12 protein-coding genes are annotated in these 16,511 nt (G+C 64.9%); 10 read left to right on the forward strand and 2 right to left on the reverse strand.

The annotated features are described in order from the left end of the window. On the forward strand, positions 1-1,395 hold a 1,395-nt coding region (locus ACE3UY_RS05205; protein WP_374686493.1), incomplete at its 5' end, for an ATP-dependent DNA helicase. 111 nt (positions 1,396-1,506) lie between these two features. On the opposite strand, the gene ACE3UY_RS05210 is transcribed toward ACE3UY_RS05205, so the two are convergent. Next, complete coding sequence (locus ACE3UY_RS05210; protein ID WP_374686494.1) at positions 1,507-3,174, reverse strand: S1C family serine protease; 1,668 nt, start codon at positions 3,172-3,174, stop codon at positions 1,507-1,509. Between the two features lie 465 nt (positions 3,175-3,639). On the opposite strand from ACE3UY_RS05210, the gene ACE3UY_RS05215 reads away from it, so the two are divergent. Next, positions 3,640-4,887 carry a sigma-70 family RNA polymerase sigma factor gene (locus ACE3UY_RS05215; RefSeq protein WP_374686495.1) on the forward strand — a complete coding sequence of 416 codons (1,248 nt, stop codon included), beginning with the start codon at positions 3,640-3,642 and terminating at the stop codon, positions 4,885-4,887. Between the two features lie 49 nt (positions 4,888-4,936). On the opposite strand, the gene ACE3UY_RS05220 is transcribed toward ACE3UY_RS05215, so the two are convergent. Then, the gene (locus ACE3UY_RS05220) at positions 4,937-5,749 is read right to left on the reverse strand and encodes a methyltransferase domain-containing protein (protein ID WP_374686496.1); all 813 of its coding nucleotides are present in this window, start codon (positions 5,747-5,749) and stop codon (positions 4,937-4,939) included. Positions 5,750-6,029: 280 nt separating this feature from the next. On the opposite strand from ACE3UY_RS05220, the gene ACE3UY_RS05225 reads away from it, so the two are divergent. The 8 genes from ACE3UY_RS05225 to ACE3UY_RS05260 form a co-directional block, all read left to right on the forward strand. Beyond that, entirely contained in the window at positions 6,030-6,866 is an 837-nt protein-coding gene (locus ACE3UY_RS05225; protein ID WP_374686497.1) for an ABC transporter permease, read from the forward strand. A gap of 32 nt (positions 6,867-6,898) precedes the next feature. Next, positions 6,899-8,215, forward strand: coding sequence for an ABC transporter ATP-binding protein (locus tag ACE3UY_RS05230; RefSeq protein ID WP_374686498.1), 1,317 nt, complete (start codon positions 6,899-6,901; stop codon positions 8,213-8,215). A gap of 85 nt (positions 8,216-8,300) precedes the next feature. Beyond that, positions 8,301-9,848: a hypothetical protein gene (locus ACE3UY_RS05235; RefSeq protein WP_374686499.1), complete on the forward strand. Its 1,548-nt coding sequence runs from the start codon at positions 8,301-8,303 to the stop codon at positions 9,846-9,848. Positions 9,849-9,920: 72 nt separating this feature from the next. Next, positions 9,921-11,771, forward strand: coding sequence for an asparagine synthase (glutamine-hydrolyzing) (gene asnB, locus ACE3UY_RS05240; RefSeq protein WP_374686500.1), 1,851 nt, complete (start codon positions 9,921-9,923; stop codon positions 11,769-11,771). A 72-nt stretch (positions 11,772-11,843) separates the two neighbouring features. Beyond that, the gene (locus tag ACE3UY_RS05245; RefSeq protein ID WP_374686501.1) at positions 11,844-13,073 is read left to right on the forward strand and encodes a tetratricopeptide repeat protein; all 1,230 of its coding nucleotides are present in this window, start codon (positions 11,844-11,846) and stop codon (positions 13,071-13,073) included. 42 nt (positions 13,074-13,115) lie between these two features. Beyond that, positions 13,116-13,973 carry a class I SAM-dependent methyltransferase gene (locus tag ACE3UY_RS05250; protein ID WP_374686502.1) on the forward strand — a complete coding sequence of 286 codons (858 nt, stop codon included), beginning with the start codon at positions 13,116-13,118 and terminating at the stop codon, positions 13,971-13,973. Then, positions 13,970-15,844, forward strand: a complete 1,875-nt coding sequence (locus ACE3UY_RS05255) for an asparagine synthase-related protein (protein ID WP_374686503.1) — start codon at positions 13,970-13,972, stop codon at positions 15,842-15,844. Before ACE3UY_RS05250 ends, ACE3UY_RS05255 begins: the two co-directional genes overlap by 4 nt. Then, positions 15,841-16,511: glycosyltransferase (locus ACE3UY_RS05260; RefSeq protein ID WP_374686504.1), on the forward strand; the 671-nt coding region annotated here is incomplete at its 3' end. The genes ACE3UY_RS05255 and ACE3UY_RS05260, both read left to right, overlap by 4 nt.

The raw sequence follows: 16,511 nt of genomic DNA on the forward strand, positions 1-16,511 counted from the left end.
CTGAGCTTCCGCGCCGACCGGCGCTTCCTGGAGACGGTCCTGGAGGAAGCGTCGCGGCCGCGCGCCGGCCTGGTCGCCAACGCCCAGCAGCGCATCGCCGCCGTCGCCCCGAAGGATGCCAGTTACGCCGTGGACACACTGGCCGATCGCATGCGCGCCGACGCCCAGGCCGCCATCTTCCGCACGGATGAGTTCTTCACTACGCTCGACTTCTTCCTGCGCGGCCAGGAGCGCGAACGCAGCCAGTTTGCCACCCAGATCCGGCTGACGCCCGCCGTCCGCACCCAGCCCGACTATCAACTCGTGGAAGAGGCGTGGGCCGACCTGAGCAAGCTCTACAGTGTCATCGCCAAGGGCTTCGGCAAGCTGGCGCAGGCCGTTACCGACCTGTCGCACACGCTCGACATTGAGGGCCAGGACGAATTGCGCGCCGCGCTGCTCAGCAACGGCCAGATGCTCGACGAGGCGCGCGTCAACCTGGACGCGCTGGTCCTGCAACCCAGCGCCGAGATGATCTACTGGGCCGAGCAGTTTAAGGACAACACCTCGCTCCACGCCGCGCCGCTCCACGTCGGGCCGCTGGTCGAAAAGCACATCTTCCAGAGCAAGGAGACGGTCGTGCTGACCTCGGCCACACTGCGCACGGCCGGCTATGGCCGGGCCGAATCGACGTTTGACTACCTGCGCGACCGGCTGCACGCCCGCGAGGCGGACGAGATGGCCGTCGGCTCGCCCTTCGATTACAAGAACTCGACCCTGCTCTATCTGGTGACCGACATCCCGGAGCCTAACCAGCCGGGCTATCAGCGCATGCTGGAGGAAGCGATCATCGACACGGCCGTGGCCTTGGGCGGCCGGACGCTGGTGCTCTTCACCGCCAACAGCCACCTGAATCAGACGGCGCAGGCCATCGAGAGCACGCTGACCCGGCAGCGCATCACCACGCTGGTGCAGGGGCCGGGCGCGTCGCGCCAACAGCTGTTGGCGCAGTTCCGGCGCGAAGGCAACCGCGCCGTGCTGCTGGGCACGCGCTCCTTCTGGGAGGGAGTGGACGTGCCCGGCCCGGCGCTGACGGCGCTGCTCATCGCCAAGCTGCCCTTCGACGTGCCGACCGATCCCATCTTCGCCGCGCGGTCGGAGACGTACGAGAACTCGTTCTTTGAGTACTCCATCCCGGAGGCGGTGCTACGCTTCCGGCAGGGGTTTGGCCGTCTCATCCGGCGCACGACCGATGAGGGGGTGGTCATCGTGCTCGACAAGCGGGTGCTGACCAAACGCTACGGCCAGATGTTCCTGGAGGCGTTGCCCGGCTGCACCGTCGTCCGCCAGCGCGCCGACCGCATCGGGGAACTCATTGACCGCTGGATGGCCCGCGACCGCAGCAAGAAGTTGTAGCGCGGGTTGGTAACCCGCGTCCTCAGGGGAAGCGTAGGGGCGGGTTTCAAACCCGCCCCTACTGCAACGACAACTATGTAGGGCGGGTTTCAAACCCGCCCTACAAACCGGCTAACCCGGCAACGTGCCGACGACGTTGAACGTGTTCAGGATGTGATCCAACGCATCGAGATCGGCGTCGGTTACGGCCTGAATCAGGATGACGACCGAGTAGGCCTTATCGGCTGGCTCAGCGGCCAGGACAATGATCACACTGCCTTGCCCGGCGCAATTCGAGTACTGGTCATAGACGCCGGTATAGACCGGGTCGGCGTAATCGAAGCGGCCATCGTAGGTGCAGTCGGTGCTGAAGTCGAACAGATCGACCAGTCCGCCCATGTCCTGCCCACCCAGACCGGCCGACGCCAGGATGTCCACGCCCGGCGTCACGTAGTCACTCTCGAAGGCGGCGATGTTGGTTGAGGCGATCAGTTCGCTTCCCAACACCGAGCCGTCCTCATCCGAAGTCCAGTTTGCGCCGTTCACGTCGGCCCACTCCTGGGGAACCTCGACGTACACAGCATTGGCGTCATCGTAGATGCCGACGTAGTTTTGGTAGGTCGCTGCGCCGCCCGTAGCACCCCCGGTGTCGCCGCCGGTGTCGCCGCCCGCAGCCGGCTGTTCCGGTTCGACAGCAACTTCCTGGGCAAACGAGAAGGACTGCTCCAGCGTCGGGCCGTTCAGCTGCCCTTCCAGCACCTCTTCCGTGGCGTAGCGCAGGACTTCGATATCCATCGCGTCCGTCGCATTGCGGCTGCGCAGGATGTCGCAGTAGTCGGCCATGGTGCCGTCGGTGGAGAGAACCAACCCCTCCAGCATGGTGATGATGTCGCCGGGCTCAATGCCGACCTTGTCGGCCGGAGAACCTGATTCAACAGAGGCGACCCAGATGCCGGTGATTGAGCCGTCCTCGTTCATGACGGCTTCGCCGTTGATGCCGATCGTCTCCATGTCCGTCCCGCTGCGCAACTGCTCCACGATGCTGCGCGCGTCGGCGGCGTTGATGGAGTAATACTGGTTGGTGTCGGAACTGCCGGCGTAGTTGACGCCGACTACCTTGCCGTCGGTCGTGACGAGCGGGCCGCCGGAGTTGCCGGGGTTGATCGTCGCGTCATGCTCCAGGACGTGATCCACCGAGGCCCAACTCGTCTCGCCGCCCGCTTGCTGCTTGGAGATGATGCCCTTGGTGATGGTCGGCTCCGGGTCGCCCAGCGGGTAGCCGAGGGCGTAAATCTCGGTGCCCAGGACGGCGGGTTGTGGGCTCCACTCCAGGTAGGGGTAGCCGTCGCCTTCGATGTCGATGACGGCCAGGTCAGAGCATTCCGACACACCCAGCACCTTGGCGTTGAGCGGTTCGTCCCGGCCTTGAACGAAGACCTGCAGGAAAGCCGCGCCGGTGACGACGTGATTATTGGTCACGGCGATACCCGACGGGTCGATGATAAAGCCCGAGCCGCGGCCGGCCGAGTTGAGCTGCATGCCGAATTCCGGGTCCATGAAACTGCCCTGAGCCTCAATCTGAACCGTGGCCTGTATGGCGTCCTGGAACGAGCTCATGGCCGTCGGACCGGTGGGTTCCGGTTCCTGGGTGGGGGCGGGTGGCTCTGTGGCTTCCTCGACCACTTCTACGGTAGCTGCGGGCTCAATGGTGGCCTCACCCGCCTCTTCATCGCCGCCGCAGCCGGCCAATACCATCGCAAACAGTAGCAAGACAACAATACAAATCCGATAACGCTTCACATCTACCTCCTAGGGAGTTGAAATCAAACAGTCGATGTTACCCACTTGTGTAATAGTTAATAATGCCTGCCGCTCTAATCTGCCTATTATGCGCCGGGATTATACTTGATCTTGACGTGAGCGACAGTTAAGGAAACGACAATTCGGGTGAACAAAACGTCTCCAGGAAACATCTATGTAGGTGACAGCGCACAATGGCGCACTGCGTCAAACCTGCGCATAGTAAGCGCTTAGCCTATTGACTTTTGTCTATCGCTTATGTTAGACTGCACTTTTGATCTACTAAGTGGAAGAGGAAGAGGTGTGTGGAGCGTTCCTGGCCCACGCCACTGAGACAATTAAATCATTGATGGCCTAACCTAACGGCGCTTTCTGGCCGTTTGGGAGCGTCATCGCACACTGTCACAGCGGAATGGTTGGCCGCGCCCACACGATCTCGCGGAAGACGGAAGGGATTATTATACGATGACTGATCTGAACGATCCATTGTCGGACGAAATGGAAATCCTGAATGCGCTTCTCAACGAGGGCATCGAACAGCGTTATTTGACTTATGATCAGATTTTAGAGGCGCTGCCCGAAATTGAGAACAATATCACCCTCCTGGAAACGTTGCTGGAGGAGGCGCAAACGCTGGGGATCGCCATTTACGAGAATGAAGACGACGTGGTAGCGGTGGCGCTCAGTGAAGACGGGGAAGAAGGGGACGATATGTTGATCGAACCGGAAGAGCCCGAAGTGACGCGCTACGTTCGGCCGACGCGGGTGCGGTCTCATGACGCGCCGCTGTTCGACCTGAGCAACGTACCTATCGACGACTCGGTGGGTCTCTACTTCCGCGAGATGGGGCAGCAGCAATTGCTCTCGGCCGAGGAAGAGGTGCAATTGGCGATGGAGATCGAAGCCGGTCGCGAGGCTAGCGAGCGCCTGGATGCGGGCGTGGATGATCTGGATGAGATGGACCGGTTGGTCAACGTGCGCGAGGTGGGCGAGGCGGCGCGGGCGCACCTTATCCGCGCCAATACCCGGCTGGTCGTCAGCATCGCCAAGAAGTATCGCGGGCGCGGCCTCCAGTTCCTCGACCTGATTCAGGAAGGCAACGTCGGCCTGATGAAGGCTGTCGAGAAGTACGACTACCGGCGCGGCAACCGCTTCAGCACCTACGCCACCTGGTGGATCCGGCAGGCCGTCACGCGGGCGCTGGCTAACCACGGCCGCACTATCCGCATCCCGGCCCACCTGGGCGGGCGCATCAGCAAGCTCTATCAGGTAGCCCAGGAGTTGGAGCAGGAGTACGGCCGCCAGCCGACGGCCGAGGAGATCGCCGAGAACATGGATTTGCCGGCCGACCGCGTGCGCTGGATGTTGCGCACCAGCCGCCAGCCCGTGCATCTGGAGCGGCCCGTGGGCGATGAGTCCGACGCCGAACTGGGCGACTTCATCGAGGATATTGAGGCGCCCGCTCCGGCCGAGACGGTGGCCCAGACGATGCTGACCGAGGAAGTCGGCGACATCCTGGATCAGTTGACGCCGCGCGAGGCGCGCATCCTACGGCTGCGCTATGGCTTGCAGGACGGCGAGTCGCGCACGCTGAAGGAAGTCGGCGAGATGTTTGGCCTGTCGCGCGAGCGCATCCGGCAACTGGAGAAGGAGGCGCTGCGCAAGTTGCGTCATCCGAACTTCGCCGGGCATCTACGCCAGTACTTGAATTAGGACGTGATTCAAAAACTGGTGGCGCCCTCCTGGATACAGGGGGGCGCTTTTATTTCCGGCAGATGAAGGCCGTATCCCCTGGATAGATGTGCCAGTATGGGTCTGCGCCCGCGCTCATGTCAACGGTCTCTACCTGATTGAAGGAGGCGTGCATCTTGTCGAGAACGTCCATGCCGTAGTGGCGTAAGTGGCCGTCTACATCGGCCTTGTCCAGGTACCAGGTTTCCTGTTTGTGATAGTCGCCCGGGATGGTGAAGACGGCTACGCCGCCCGGCTTGAGAACGCGAGCGCACTCGCGCAGCGCCTGGCGGTCGTCCGGGATGTGTTCCAGAACATGGTTGCAGGTGAGAAAGGCGAAGCTGTTGTCGGCGAAGGTGAGTTGCTGTATATCCTCTCTGGGGTAATCCACATCGGTGCGCCGATAGTCAGTAGTCTTCACGGTGTCATTCACATGGCGCGCGATCAGACCCAGCAGCGAGGGCTCGGGCGCGAAAACGAGAACCGGCCCCTCGGGTTTGGCGCGCAGGAGCTCGGGCAGGAGTCGCGCCAGACCGCGGTGGCGGGAGCGGGAATCGCAACCGGGGCAGCGTGAGTTGTGCTGTACCGCGCGCCAGTTGCTCAGGGAGATAAAGCCCGGGCCTTCCCAGCCGCAACATGGACAGCGGGCCTTAATGGCATGCCGGCGCACCTGAAAGTTCCAGACGTTGGCCAGCAGACTTTGGGTGCGATGCCACCCGGTGCGGAACTGCCCGCGCCCGATCAGTTGACCAATGCGGCGCACCTCGCCAGCATGAAAGCGCAGGGTAGGGATGCCTGGCCCGGGGCCTAGCTGTTTGTACGTGTCTTGCTGGTAAGAGATCATAACGACGCTCAGCCTTCTAGCGGATGTTACCCGACCTGGATCGGGCCACGTATCCTGCCATTATAATGGATGGGTCTGCTCTGTCAGCAAAGCCCGGTTAGCTTTTACGCAAACTTCACCGTGGTTTCACAAGCCCTTTATCCGGAATCCGGGTATCTATGATAAGTTGGTAGTGAACTAATCAGGCGCATTATTGCCTGCCCATCCGACCCACAGGCGAAAATCGTGCATCAAGGCGGGCGCAACGTTGCGGACGAATCAACCAGGTTGAAGTATTGATATGAAATACGAGCCGATTGTCATTGAGCCGGCGCGCGGCTGGCAGGTCATCAACTGGCGGGAGTTGCGGGAATACCGCGACCTCTTCTACTTCATGATCGACCGCGACATCAAGGTGCTCTACAAGCAGACCGTCCTGGGGTTTGGCTGGGCTATCTTGCGCCCGCTGCTGAGCATGGTTATCTTCACCATCATCTTCGGCAATCTGGCTCAGGTAGACAGCGACGGCGTGCCCTATGCCATCTTCAGCTACGTCGCCCTGGTACCCTGGCTCTACTTCTCCACGGCCCTGTCCGCCTCGGCGCTCAGTCTGGTCAGCAACACCGACATGCTGACCAAGGTCTACTTCCCGCGTCTCATCTTCCCGCTGACCCCGGTCTTCTCCAAGCTGGTCGATTTCGTCATCTCGTTTGCCATCGTCTTTATCCTGATGGCCTGGTTCCGCATCGCGCCGACGGCGCGGGTGCTCTATCTGCCGCTGCTCGTAGGTCTCATGATGCTGACCGCGGCGGGGATGGGGCTGTGGTTCGCCGCGCTCTCGGTGCAGTACCGCGACGTGAAGCACGCCATACCTTTCCTGACCCAGATTCTCATGTACGCCGCGCCAGTTGTTTGGTCGGCCTCGCTCATCGCCGAGCGCTTTGGACAGAGCGGGCGGGTGCTGTTTGGCCTCTACCCGATGGTGGGGGTCATCGAGGGCTTCCGCGCGGCGTTGATCGGCAGCGGGCCGATGCCCTGGGACACCATCGGCGTCGGCGCGGCCTCGGCGCTGGTCATTTTCGTCAGCGGGCTGTTCTACTTCCGGCGGATGGAAGTCCATTTCGCCGACGTGGCCTGAAAAGAATCCGCAGATTACGCAGATTACTATCTATGAACGGACGGAGTAATGGACGGCATCCCGGTGGGGCGGCAATCGTCGCCGAGGGGGTGTCGAAGCAGTACCACATCGGTCTGAAAGAGAAGCAGCCGACTTCGCTGTTGCAATCGGCCGTCGGCTGGCTCGGTTCGCCGGTAGCGAACTACCGGCGTTTGCGGCGGCTGGGGCAGGTGAGCGCGGACGGCGCAGAGGACATCATCTGGGCTTTGCGCGACGTCTCGTTCACCATCGACAAGGGTGAAGTGGTCGGCATCATCGGCCGGAACGGGGCGGGCAAGAGTACGCTGCTCAAAATCCTGTCGCGCATCACGCCCCCCTCGGCTGGCCGGGTCACCCTGCACGGTCGCGTGTCCAGCCTGCTCGAAGTCGGCACCGGCTTCCACCCCGAGTTGACCGGGCGCGAAAACGTCTATCTGAACGGCACGATACTAGGCATGCGCAAGGCGGAAGTGGATCGCAAGTTCGATGAGATCGTCTCCTTCGCCGAAGTCGAGAAGTTCATCGACACGCCGGTTAAGCGCTACAGCAGCGGCATGCGCGTCCGGCTGGCTTTCGCTGTCTCCGCCCATTTGGAGTCAGAGATTCTGCTGGTGGATGAAGTGCTGGCCGTCGGCGACGCCGCTTTCCAGGAGAAGTGCTTGCAGACGATGGACGGCGTGGCCCGGGTCGGCCGCACCGTATTGTTGGTGAGCCACAACATGCAGGTCATCCAGCGGCTCTGCCGGCGCGCCCTCCTGATCGAGGGGGGGCGGCTGGCAGCCAGCGGCGCGCCGGCTGAGGTCATCGAGACGTACTTGCAGGCGTATACGCGCGATCCGCTGCCGGAGCCGCTGTCGCTCAAAGACCAGTTGCGCCTGAACCGGATCCAGCTGATCCAGGACAATTACGAGGTGGGCGAGTTCATCGACAATCGCAAGCCGTTGCAGATTCGGCTGGGCTACGACGTGCTGACGCCGCTCAAGAATCTACTGCTCGGCTTTGACGTGTTCAGCAGCGACGGCGCGCATATCTATCGCACCTATGACATGCTGGCGACCGGGCTGGACAGTCGCGCCCCCGGCGCTTATGAATCCACCTATGAGCTGCCGGCCAACGCCCTGCAACCCGGCCATTACTACATCGAACTGATTGCTGGCGTTCACCGCCACGGGTGGCTGAGCAAGGGGGACATACGGCTGAGGCTCAACTTCAATGGCCCGACGCAGTCGGACGTCCATTTTCTGGGGATCATGGGGCCGATCGGCGCGTGGCAGGTGGAACGAGTGGTGGAACCGTCGAGAGGCGAGTGGCAGGTGGCAAGTGGCAAGTAGCAAGTGGCAAGTCGCGGAATCCGGAGGCGCACGCGGGCGCGCCCCTGCGGCCGTGGGCGCGGCGCGCAGCCGTCTGGCGCTGGATGTGCTCGTTCTGATTGGTTGCCTGGCCGTATACGCGCTGGTCGCCTGGCAGATGTCGCCCTTCGTCCCCGATGACAGCTACATCTCGTTCCGCTACGCGGAGAACCTGGCGGTGGGGGAGGGGCTGACTTTCAACCCCGGCGATACACCGGTCGAGGGGTACAGTAACTTCCTGTGGATCGTCCTGCTGGCCGGCGCGGCGCGGCTGGGACTGGAACTGACGCCGGCGAGCGTGCTGCTGGGGACGGCGCTGGGCGCGCTCACACTCGGTATGCTGTGGCAGCTATTGCGGCGGCGCGGCCGAACGGGTTGGGCGCTGGCCGTCCCCGTGGGCTTGCTGGCCCTGTCGGGGCCATTCGTCCTCTACGCCATCTCGGGCATGGAGACGGCGCTCTATGGCGCGCTGCTGATGGCGCTGCTCCTGGCCGTCGATGGCCTGTTCGCCCGGCCGGGCGTGGGGCGCGGGCTGGCGCTGGGCGCGACGGCGCTGCTGCTGGCCCTGACCCGGCCGGAGGGCGTCGTCGCCCTACCCGTCGTTGTCGCCTGCATCGTGGTTTTCGAGCGGCGCGCCGAACGGGAGCGCCGGCGCTCGCTGCTGTTGGCCCTAGCGGCCGCGGGGCTGCTATGGTTGGCGGCCCTGGTTGCCTACCACGCCGCCCGCGTGATGTTCTTTGACGCGCTCTTGCCGACGCCGTTCATATCTAAGGGTGTAAGCGGGAGCTTCGTTGATCTCTGGCTGATCAATCTTCGTTACTTCTTCGTTCGCCAGACCCATTATTACACGCCACTGGGCTACTATTATCTGGCGATTGGCGCGCCGGCGCTCCTCGCTCTCCTTCTGGTCCGGCGAAACCTGACGGCCCACCGCACCGAGGTCACCGCGCTGGTTGTCGCGCTAGCTTACGCTTCTATCTACGTCAACTTCACCGACTGGATGCCCGGCATGCGCTACTACGCGCCGCTGGTTGGGTTGTTGCTCGTCCCTTTCAGTCTGTTGGCCGATGAGTGGCGCGCGCCGGCCGCCGGACGGGGGGCCGATGTGTCCTTTCTCACACTCGGCCTGACGCTGGCCTTCCTGAGCGCTTTCACCCTGGCGATTTTGCGGCTGGACGGCCAGCAGTTGCAGGCGGCGACGCAGGAGTCGCTGGTCGCGCTCGGCCGCTGGCTGGATGGGGCTGTGCCGGACGACACACTTCTGGCGATGGGCGACGTCGGCGCGACGCCCTACTATGCCGGGCTGCGCACCATCGACATCAACCCTGACTCGCTGACCGACCGCCACATCGCCGAGCAGGGTTGGTCGAGCGACTACTTCTTCGCCGTGGACCCGGACGTCGTCATCCTGACCGCTTTCTCGCTGACCGAGCCGGACTTCACGAGCGTGCACGAAACGCTGTACGCGCTGCCGCGCTTTCAATCGACCTACGAGCGCATCGGCGTCACGCGCAATGACTGGTATCAGGATCGTTCCTATTGGGTGTTCTTCCGGCGTGGGCTGTCGCCCGCGCCAGAGCAACTGGCGACCTTCCCGACGGGGATTCACAAGTAGGGGTGCACCTACGTGTGCGCCCAGTATGGGTGCATCTAAATGTGCGCCCAGTGAGGCAGGTAACGCAACATCATGTGCGGCATTGTCGGTGAACTACAATTCAGGCCCTCGGCCGAGACGGCGGCGTTCGACTTCACGCGCCTGATCGACCTGATGGCCCGGCGCGGCCCGGACGACGCGGGCTATTGGGCCGATGAGGTTTGCCGGCTCGGTTTCCGCCGGCTGGCCATCCTCGACCTCTCTTCAGCCGCCAACCAGCCGATGCGCGACGAGAGCGGCCGGTACGCGCTGCTGTTCAACGGCGAGCTGTACAACTTTCGCCAGTTGCGCGCCGAGTTGGAGCGGGTGGGCCTGGTCTTCCACACCACGGGCGACACGGAGGTGGTGCTCAAGGCGCTCATCTGGTGGGGTCGGGCCGCGCTGGAGCGCTTTAACGGCATGTTTGCCCTGGCCTTCTACGACGCGCGGCGCCGGACGCTGCTGCTGGCACGCGACCATGTCGGCATCAAGCCGCTCTATACGCTGCTAACCGACGACGGCCTGCTGTTCGCCTCGCAGTACGACCAGTTGTTGGCCCATCCCTGGGCCAATGGGCTGGGAGTGGATGCCACGTCGCTCGGGCTATACCTGCGCCTGGGCTATGTGCCCGCTCCCTATGGCCTCCTGGAGCGGACGGGGATGCTGGAGCCGGGGTGCTGGCTAGAGGCGTCGACCGATGGCTGCGTCAGCCGCGGTCGCTACTACGCCTTCCCGGTCAATCAGGAGCCTGACCTGCACGGCGAGGCGGCCTATGAAGCGGTGGACGCCGCGGTCGGCGAGGCCGTGCGGCGGCAGATGATCAGCGACGTGCCGTTGGGCGTGTTCCTATCCGGCGGAATCGATTCACCGCTCGTGGCCGCGTGGGCGGCCGAGGTCGAGCACGTCAAGGCGTTCACCATCGGCACGGGTGGCGACATTTACGACGAGACGGCAACGGCAACGCGCTATGCCGCCGCGCTGGGACTGCGACACGTCGTGGAGCAATACACGCCGGACAAGGCGCTGACGTGGCTGGATCACGTCATCGCGGCGTGCAGCGAGCCGTTGGGCGATTACTCCATCTTTCCCACGCTGCTTGTCTCCGGTCTGGCGCGGCGCGACGTAACTGTGATGCTCTCCGGCGACGGCGGCGATGAACTATTCTGGGGCTACGTTCACCGGTTTGGCGCGGTATTGCGGCTCGCGGAGGGGTTCCGCCATCCGTATGCAGTGCGCAGCGTCCGCCACGGCTTGTCAAGGCTCCGCGGCAGCAACCGGCGGCAGAACTTGCGCTGGCCGACCATCGGCGACTGGTATGGCGCGCAGCACGCGCGGCTGTCCGAAGGGATGCTGGCCTCACTGTTCGACGGCCTCCCGCCGCCGCCAGCGACGTTCGGTCTCTTCGAGTACGACGGTTGGCGACAGGATGAGACGGCCCGTTGGCTGCGCTGGAACGAGATGACCGGTCACCTGACGCGCGTCCTGCTGAAGGTCGACCGGGCGAGCATGTACCATTCGCTGGAGGTGCGCGTGCCGTTGCTGGATCGCGAGGTAATCGACGTGGCGGCGCGGGTGGATTGGCGCAGTTGCCTCGATTTGAGCCGAAACCTGGGCAAGCTGCCGCTGCGCCGGGCGCTGGCCCGTCATATCGACCATCAGAGCCAGGCGAAGCGGGGTTTCACGATCCCGATGGAGGAGTGGCTGCGTGGCCCGCTGCTGCCGGTCTTCCGCGACACGGTTATGGGCCGGTCGGACGTGTTCGGTCTGCCCCTCAATCGGGCGGCGCTGGAGCGCATGTTCTCCGACCACGTGGCCGGCCGCGCCGATCACAGCTTGTGGCTTTGGAGCTTGCTGAGCTTGGTGCTGTGGAGCGAGCACTACTTGCCGGCGGCAAGTGGTAGGTAGCAGGTGTCATGTAGAGCAAGTAGCAAGCGGCAGGACGCCGAGTGGCGTAAGGTAATACGAAGCAGGAGACGAATGAAGGGTCGGAACCCAATAGAGACAACGGATCGAGCGCCCTTGCCGGCGGGGCAACGCGCGGCGGGTGGCGGCCCGGATCGATGGCTGGCAATGTTGGCCCTGTTGCTGGGCGTCGTTGTCCTCTGCTTTCGCGTCGTCACGCTCCACGGGGCGCTGGCGGACGCCGTCGCCAAGCCGGCTTTGTTGCAGGCCGCGATGGGAGCGGCGGACGAAGCCCCGGCCGCGGGCGACGCCGCTGCCTTGCGCTCGTTCTCCAGGCCGCTACTGGGCTTTCGTCCACGGGCGCTGAGCGAGATCGCCTCGGTCGCCGGCCGGGCGGGGGCAGCCGAAAGTTATCTGCGCGACGGGTTGGCCGACGATCCCGCGGCCTATTTGACGCAGTTCCAACTGTGCCGTCTCTTCTGGAACAGCGACCGGCGCGAACAGGCGTTGGAGGAATGCCGCGACACGCGCGCCTCTGTCCAGTACTGGTTGAACGAGGGTTATCGGGCGGGCGAGCGCGACGAGCCGACCGAGGCGCTGGCGCATTTCGAGATGGCCGCCGCCGTGGATCCGGACTTGATGATCGCCTGGAGACAGTATGGCCGCGCCCTGTTCGCCGCCGGGCGTTATGAGGAAGCCGTGGAGGCCTTCGAGCGCGTACTCGTCATCGATTCTACCCCGCCCGGCGACGTATTCAGTTCGCTGGGCGCGGCCTATCTGGAGACCGGCAACCGGACGATGGCCCGCGACGTGCTCAACCGGGGCTTGCTCATCTATCCCCAGGTACGCGAGTACTACCTGCTAATGGCCGACAGCTACCGGTCTGAGGATGATCGGGCTGCCGCCGACGGCTGGTATGCGCGCGCCTTGCAGCGCTGGCCCTACGACGCTCACATCTGGGCTCAGCGCGGCGAGGTGGCTATGAGCGATGGTCGTTTGGGCGACGCCGTAACCTACTTCCAAAAGGCGACGGACAGCAGCCCCGACAGCGCCGGCTACTGGATCGATCTGGCGATGGCTGCCGCTGCTGCCGAGCGCGTCCGACTGGCGACGGACGCCTATCAACAGGCGCTCGCGCTGCGTCCTGATGACGCCGGGCTGTGGGTGCGGGCGGGGCGCTTCCTGGCCCGCACGGGACAGCTTGGGGAGGCGCGCGAGGTGTTGGAACGCGCCCTGACACTCCAGCCAGGCAATGACGAGGCGGCAGCGGAGCTGGCGGGGTTGAGCGCCCCAACTGCGCCGTAGTTGTAGGGCGATTTGCCAAATCGCCCCACTGTAGTGTGACACATGACTTCTATGGCTTCGCGCAATCAGTTTGACGGGCGGGTCTTCCCCCAGTACGAGCGCCTCTCGTGCGGCGAGCGCCTCTTTCTGCGCACTTGCTGCTACTTCCCGCCGCGCCCCCATCGCGAGCGGACGCTGGAGGTGGTCAGCGACACGGAGCGTTTCGCGCGCGAGTATGAATACGCCTTCGGCCCCGAACTCTGGACGTGGATCGCAGGCAAAGCGGTGCTCGACCTGGGCTGCGGCGAGGGCGGGCACGTGCTGGCGCTGGCCGATCGCGGCGCGGGGCACGCCACCGGTCTGGACATGCTACCCATTTTCGGCGACGCCGCGGCGGAGAGCCGCCGCCGCGGCTATAAGCGCGTCACCTTCATCCAGGCGGACGCGGCTACGCTGCCCGATGCTTCCTTCGACGTGGTCATCTCCCACAACTCGTTCGAGCACTTCGCCGAGCCGGAGCGCGTGCTGGCCGACATGGTGCGGCTGACGCGGCCCGGTGGTCGTGTGCTCATCAAGTTCGGCCCGCCCTGGCGCAATCCGTGGGGCCGGCACATGAGCGGGACGGTGCGGCGCGACCGGCCGTGGATTCATCTGATCGTGCCGGAGCGGACGATCATGCGCGCCCAGTCGGTCTATCACGGCGAGCCGGCGCTGGCCGAGCGCTACGCCGAGTTGCCGGGGGGGCTGAACAAGATGACGGTCGGCCGCTTCCGGCGGCTGCTGATGCGGCAGCCCGGCCTGCGCCTGACCGAGTTTCATGTCTTTCCCCTATACGGCGTTCGCCCGTTGGTGGCGCTGCCTGTCGTGGCTGAGTTTTTCGCCTCCGGCGTGCGCGCCGTGGGTATTCGGGAGGGGCAATGAGCAGTAGTCAGTGGTCAGTGGACAGTGAACAGTGGACAGAGGTGGGCGCGACCGCGGGCTATCCACTGCCCGCTGTTCATTATTCACTTCTTGGCGACTGGCTGCTGACGTTTGACGGCGGCCCGACCGGGTTGCCCGCCCGTCATGCCGCCTGGCAGGCGGCGCTGACGGGCGACGGCTGGCAATTGCACCGCGCTCCAACGGCGACCGGCTGGCGGGGCATGCCGTCGCTGTCGATAGAGACGGAGGGGTGGGCGGCCTGGCTGGTGGGCGAGCTTTACGCCACACCCGATCCGGCGGCGGCTGTGCTGGACGTGCTGGCCGGTCGGGCAGACGCCGGCGCGCTAAACGGCCACTTCCACCTGCTGGCCCACGAACGCGCCGCCAACGAGTGGCACGTCTGGACCAATCGCCACGCCACGCTGCACGCCTATCTGGGCGCGGCCGGTGGTCGCGTGGCCCTGGGCACGTTTGCTCCGGCCGTGGCCGCGGCGGCCGGCTGCGACGCCCTCGACTGGGAGGGGCTGGCCTCCTTCTTCGCCTTTGGCTTCTTTGCCGCCGACCGCACTCATCTGACCGGCCTGCGCATCCTGCGCCCGGCGACCCACTACCGCTTCGACAGCCAGGGGCGGTTGCTGGCCGCCGAGCGGTATTGGCAGTGGCGGTATGAGCCGGACGCGCGGCGCGATTACGAGGCCACGCTGGCCGAGTTCGCCGACCTCTTCGGCCGGGTCATGCGCGACCTGACCGCCGATGGTCGTATTGCCGTGCCCATCTCCGGCGGGCTGGATTCACGCTCCACCGTGGCCCCACTGGCGGCTGACGCCGTGGCAAGCGGGCGGCTGTGGGCCTACTCCTATGGCTACCATCCCGGTTCCATCGAGACTCGTTTGGCCGGCCAGGTGGCCGCGGCGCGCCGCTTACCGTTCGACGCCTTTACGCTTTCGCCTTACCTGTTCGACCGGCTACCGGACGTGCTGGCCGCCGTGGAGGGGTTCGAGGATGTGACCCAGTGCCGGCAGGCAGGGATTGTCGATGAGATTGGCCGTCACGCCGACTACTTAATCGCCGCGCATCTGGGCGATCTGTATTTGGCTGACATGGGCCTGACTGCCATTGACGGGCGCGACGATGCCGCGCTACTGGCCGCGGCGCTTCATAAACTGCTGAAGGGCGGGCGCGCCTGGCTGCTGACCCACCTTGTCCAACCCCAACTGGGCGCGACACCGATTGATGAGGTATTGCGCAACCTGGTGGCCGGCGAACTGGAAAATCTGCGCGCCGTTGGTGAGCCAGATTTTCGCATCAAGGCGTTCAAGGTCGATCAGTGGTGCGCGCGCTGGACAACGGTGGCCCTGCGCATGTTCCAGCCGGTGGCCTTTCCTCGCCTGCCGTTCTACGATACCCGCCTGGCCGACTTCTTCCTGACCGTGCCGACGGAGTACGTGCGCGGCCGCCGCCTGCAACTCGACTACCTGCGCCGCTATGCCCCCGATCTGGCTCGCGTCCCCTGGCAGGCCACCGGACGTGATCTCTATCATACTGGCGGCGACAACGCCCTCGACGCGGCCCGGCGCGCGGCGCACAAGGGTTGGCGCTGGCTGTCCAACCGCTCGGCGCCGGAGCGCAATTGGGAGGTGCAGTTCCTGGGCCAGACCGGCCGCGCCGGGCTGCGCCGCTGGTTACTAGGGGCGCATGTGGGCGTACACGCCGGTGCGCCCTTGCACGAGTTCGTCGCCCCCCGCGCGGTGGCTGACTTGCTGGCCGCTTTCGAGCGTGACCCGTACACGGATAAGCGCGGCTACACCGTGTCGATGCTGCTGACTTTCTCTGCCTGGCTGGAGCGGCAAGCTCCGGGGAGCGTCCGATGACCGCCGCTCCGCTCCGCGTTCTCTTCGCCGGCGTCAAGTGGCCGCCCGAGACCTTTCTAGCGCGGCTCATTCGCGGCCTGGCCGGGGAGGGTTTGCGCGTCACCGTCGCCACGTGGGGCCGGCCAGACGCCGCCTGGCGGAGCATGCCCAACGTCGATTTCCTATACACGCCGAGTTGGAGCGGCTCGGTGGGCGGGCGGCTGCTGCGGCTCGGGGAGCAGGCAGGCCGCGCCGCCCTGCGTAGCCCATCCGCGGCGGGCCGGACGCTGGCCGCCGCGCGCGCCCCGGACGACTCCATGCGGGCGATGGAGCGGGCTTACCGCTGGCTGCCGTTCGTCGGACGCCGGTGGGACGTGATCTACTTCCCCTGGAACGCGACGGCCATCACCTATGCGCCGCTGATGGAGACGGCCCCCGCGGTCATCAGTTGCCGTGGCGCGCAGATTAACGTCAGTCCCCACAATCCCGACCGGGCCACTCTGCGCGACGGGCTGCGCGACACGTTTGCCCGGGCCGCGGCCGTCCACTGTGTGTCGGAGGCCATCCGCGACGAGGCGACCCGGTACGGGTTAGACCCGGCCAAGGCGGTGGTCATCCGGCCGGCTGTCGATGTGGAGGTTTTTCGCCCAGGCGTGGCACGCCCAGGCGTGGCACGCTTAGGCGTGGC

The sequence above is a fragment of the Promineifilum sp. (SeqCode) genome (genome assembly GCF_041918635.1).
In the GTDB taxonomy this organism is placed as follows: domain Bacteria; phylum Chloroflexota; class Anaerolineae; order Promineifilales; family Promineifilaceae; genus Promineifilum.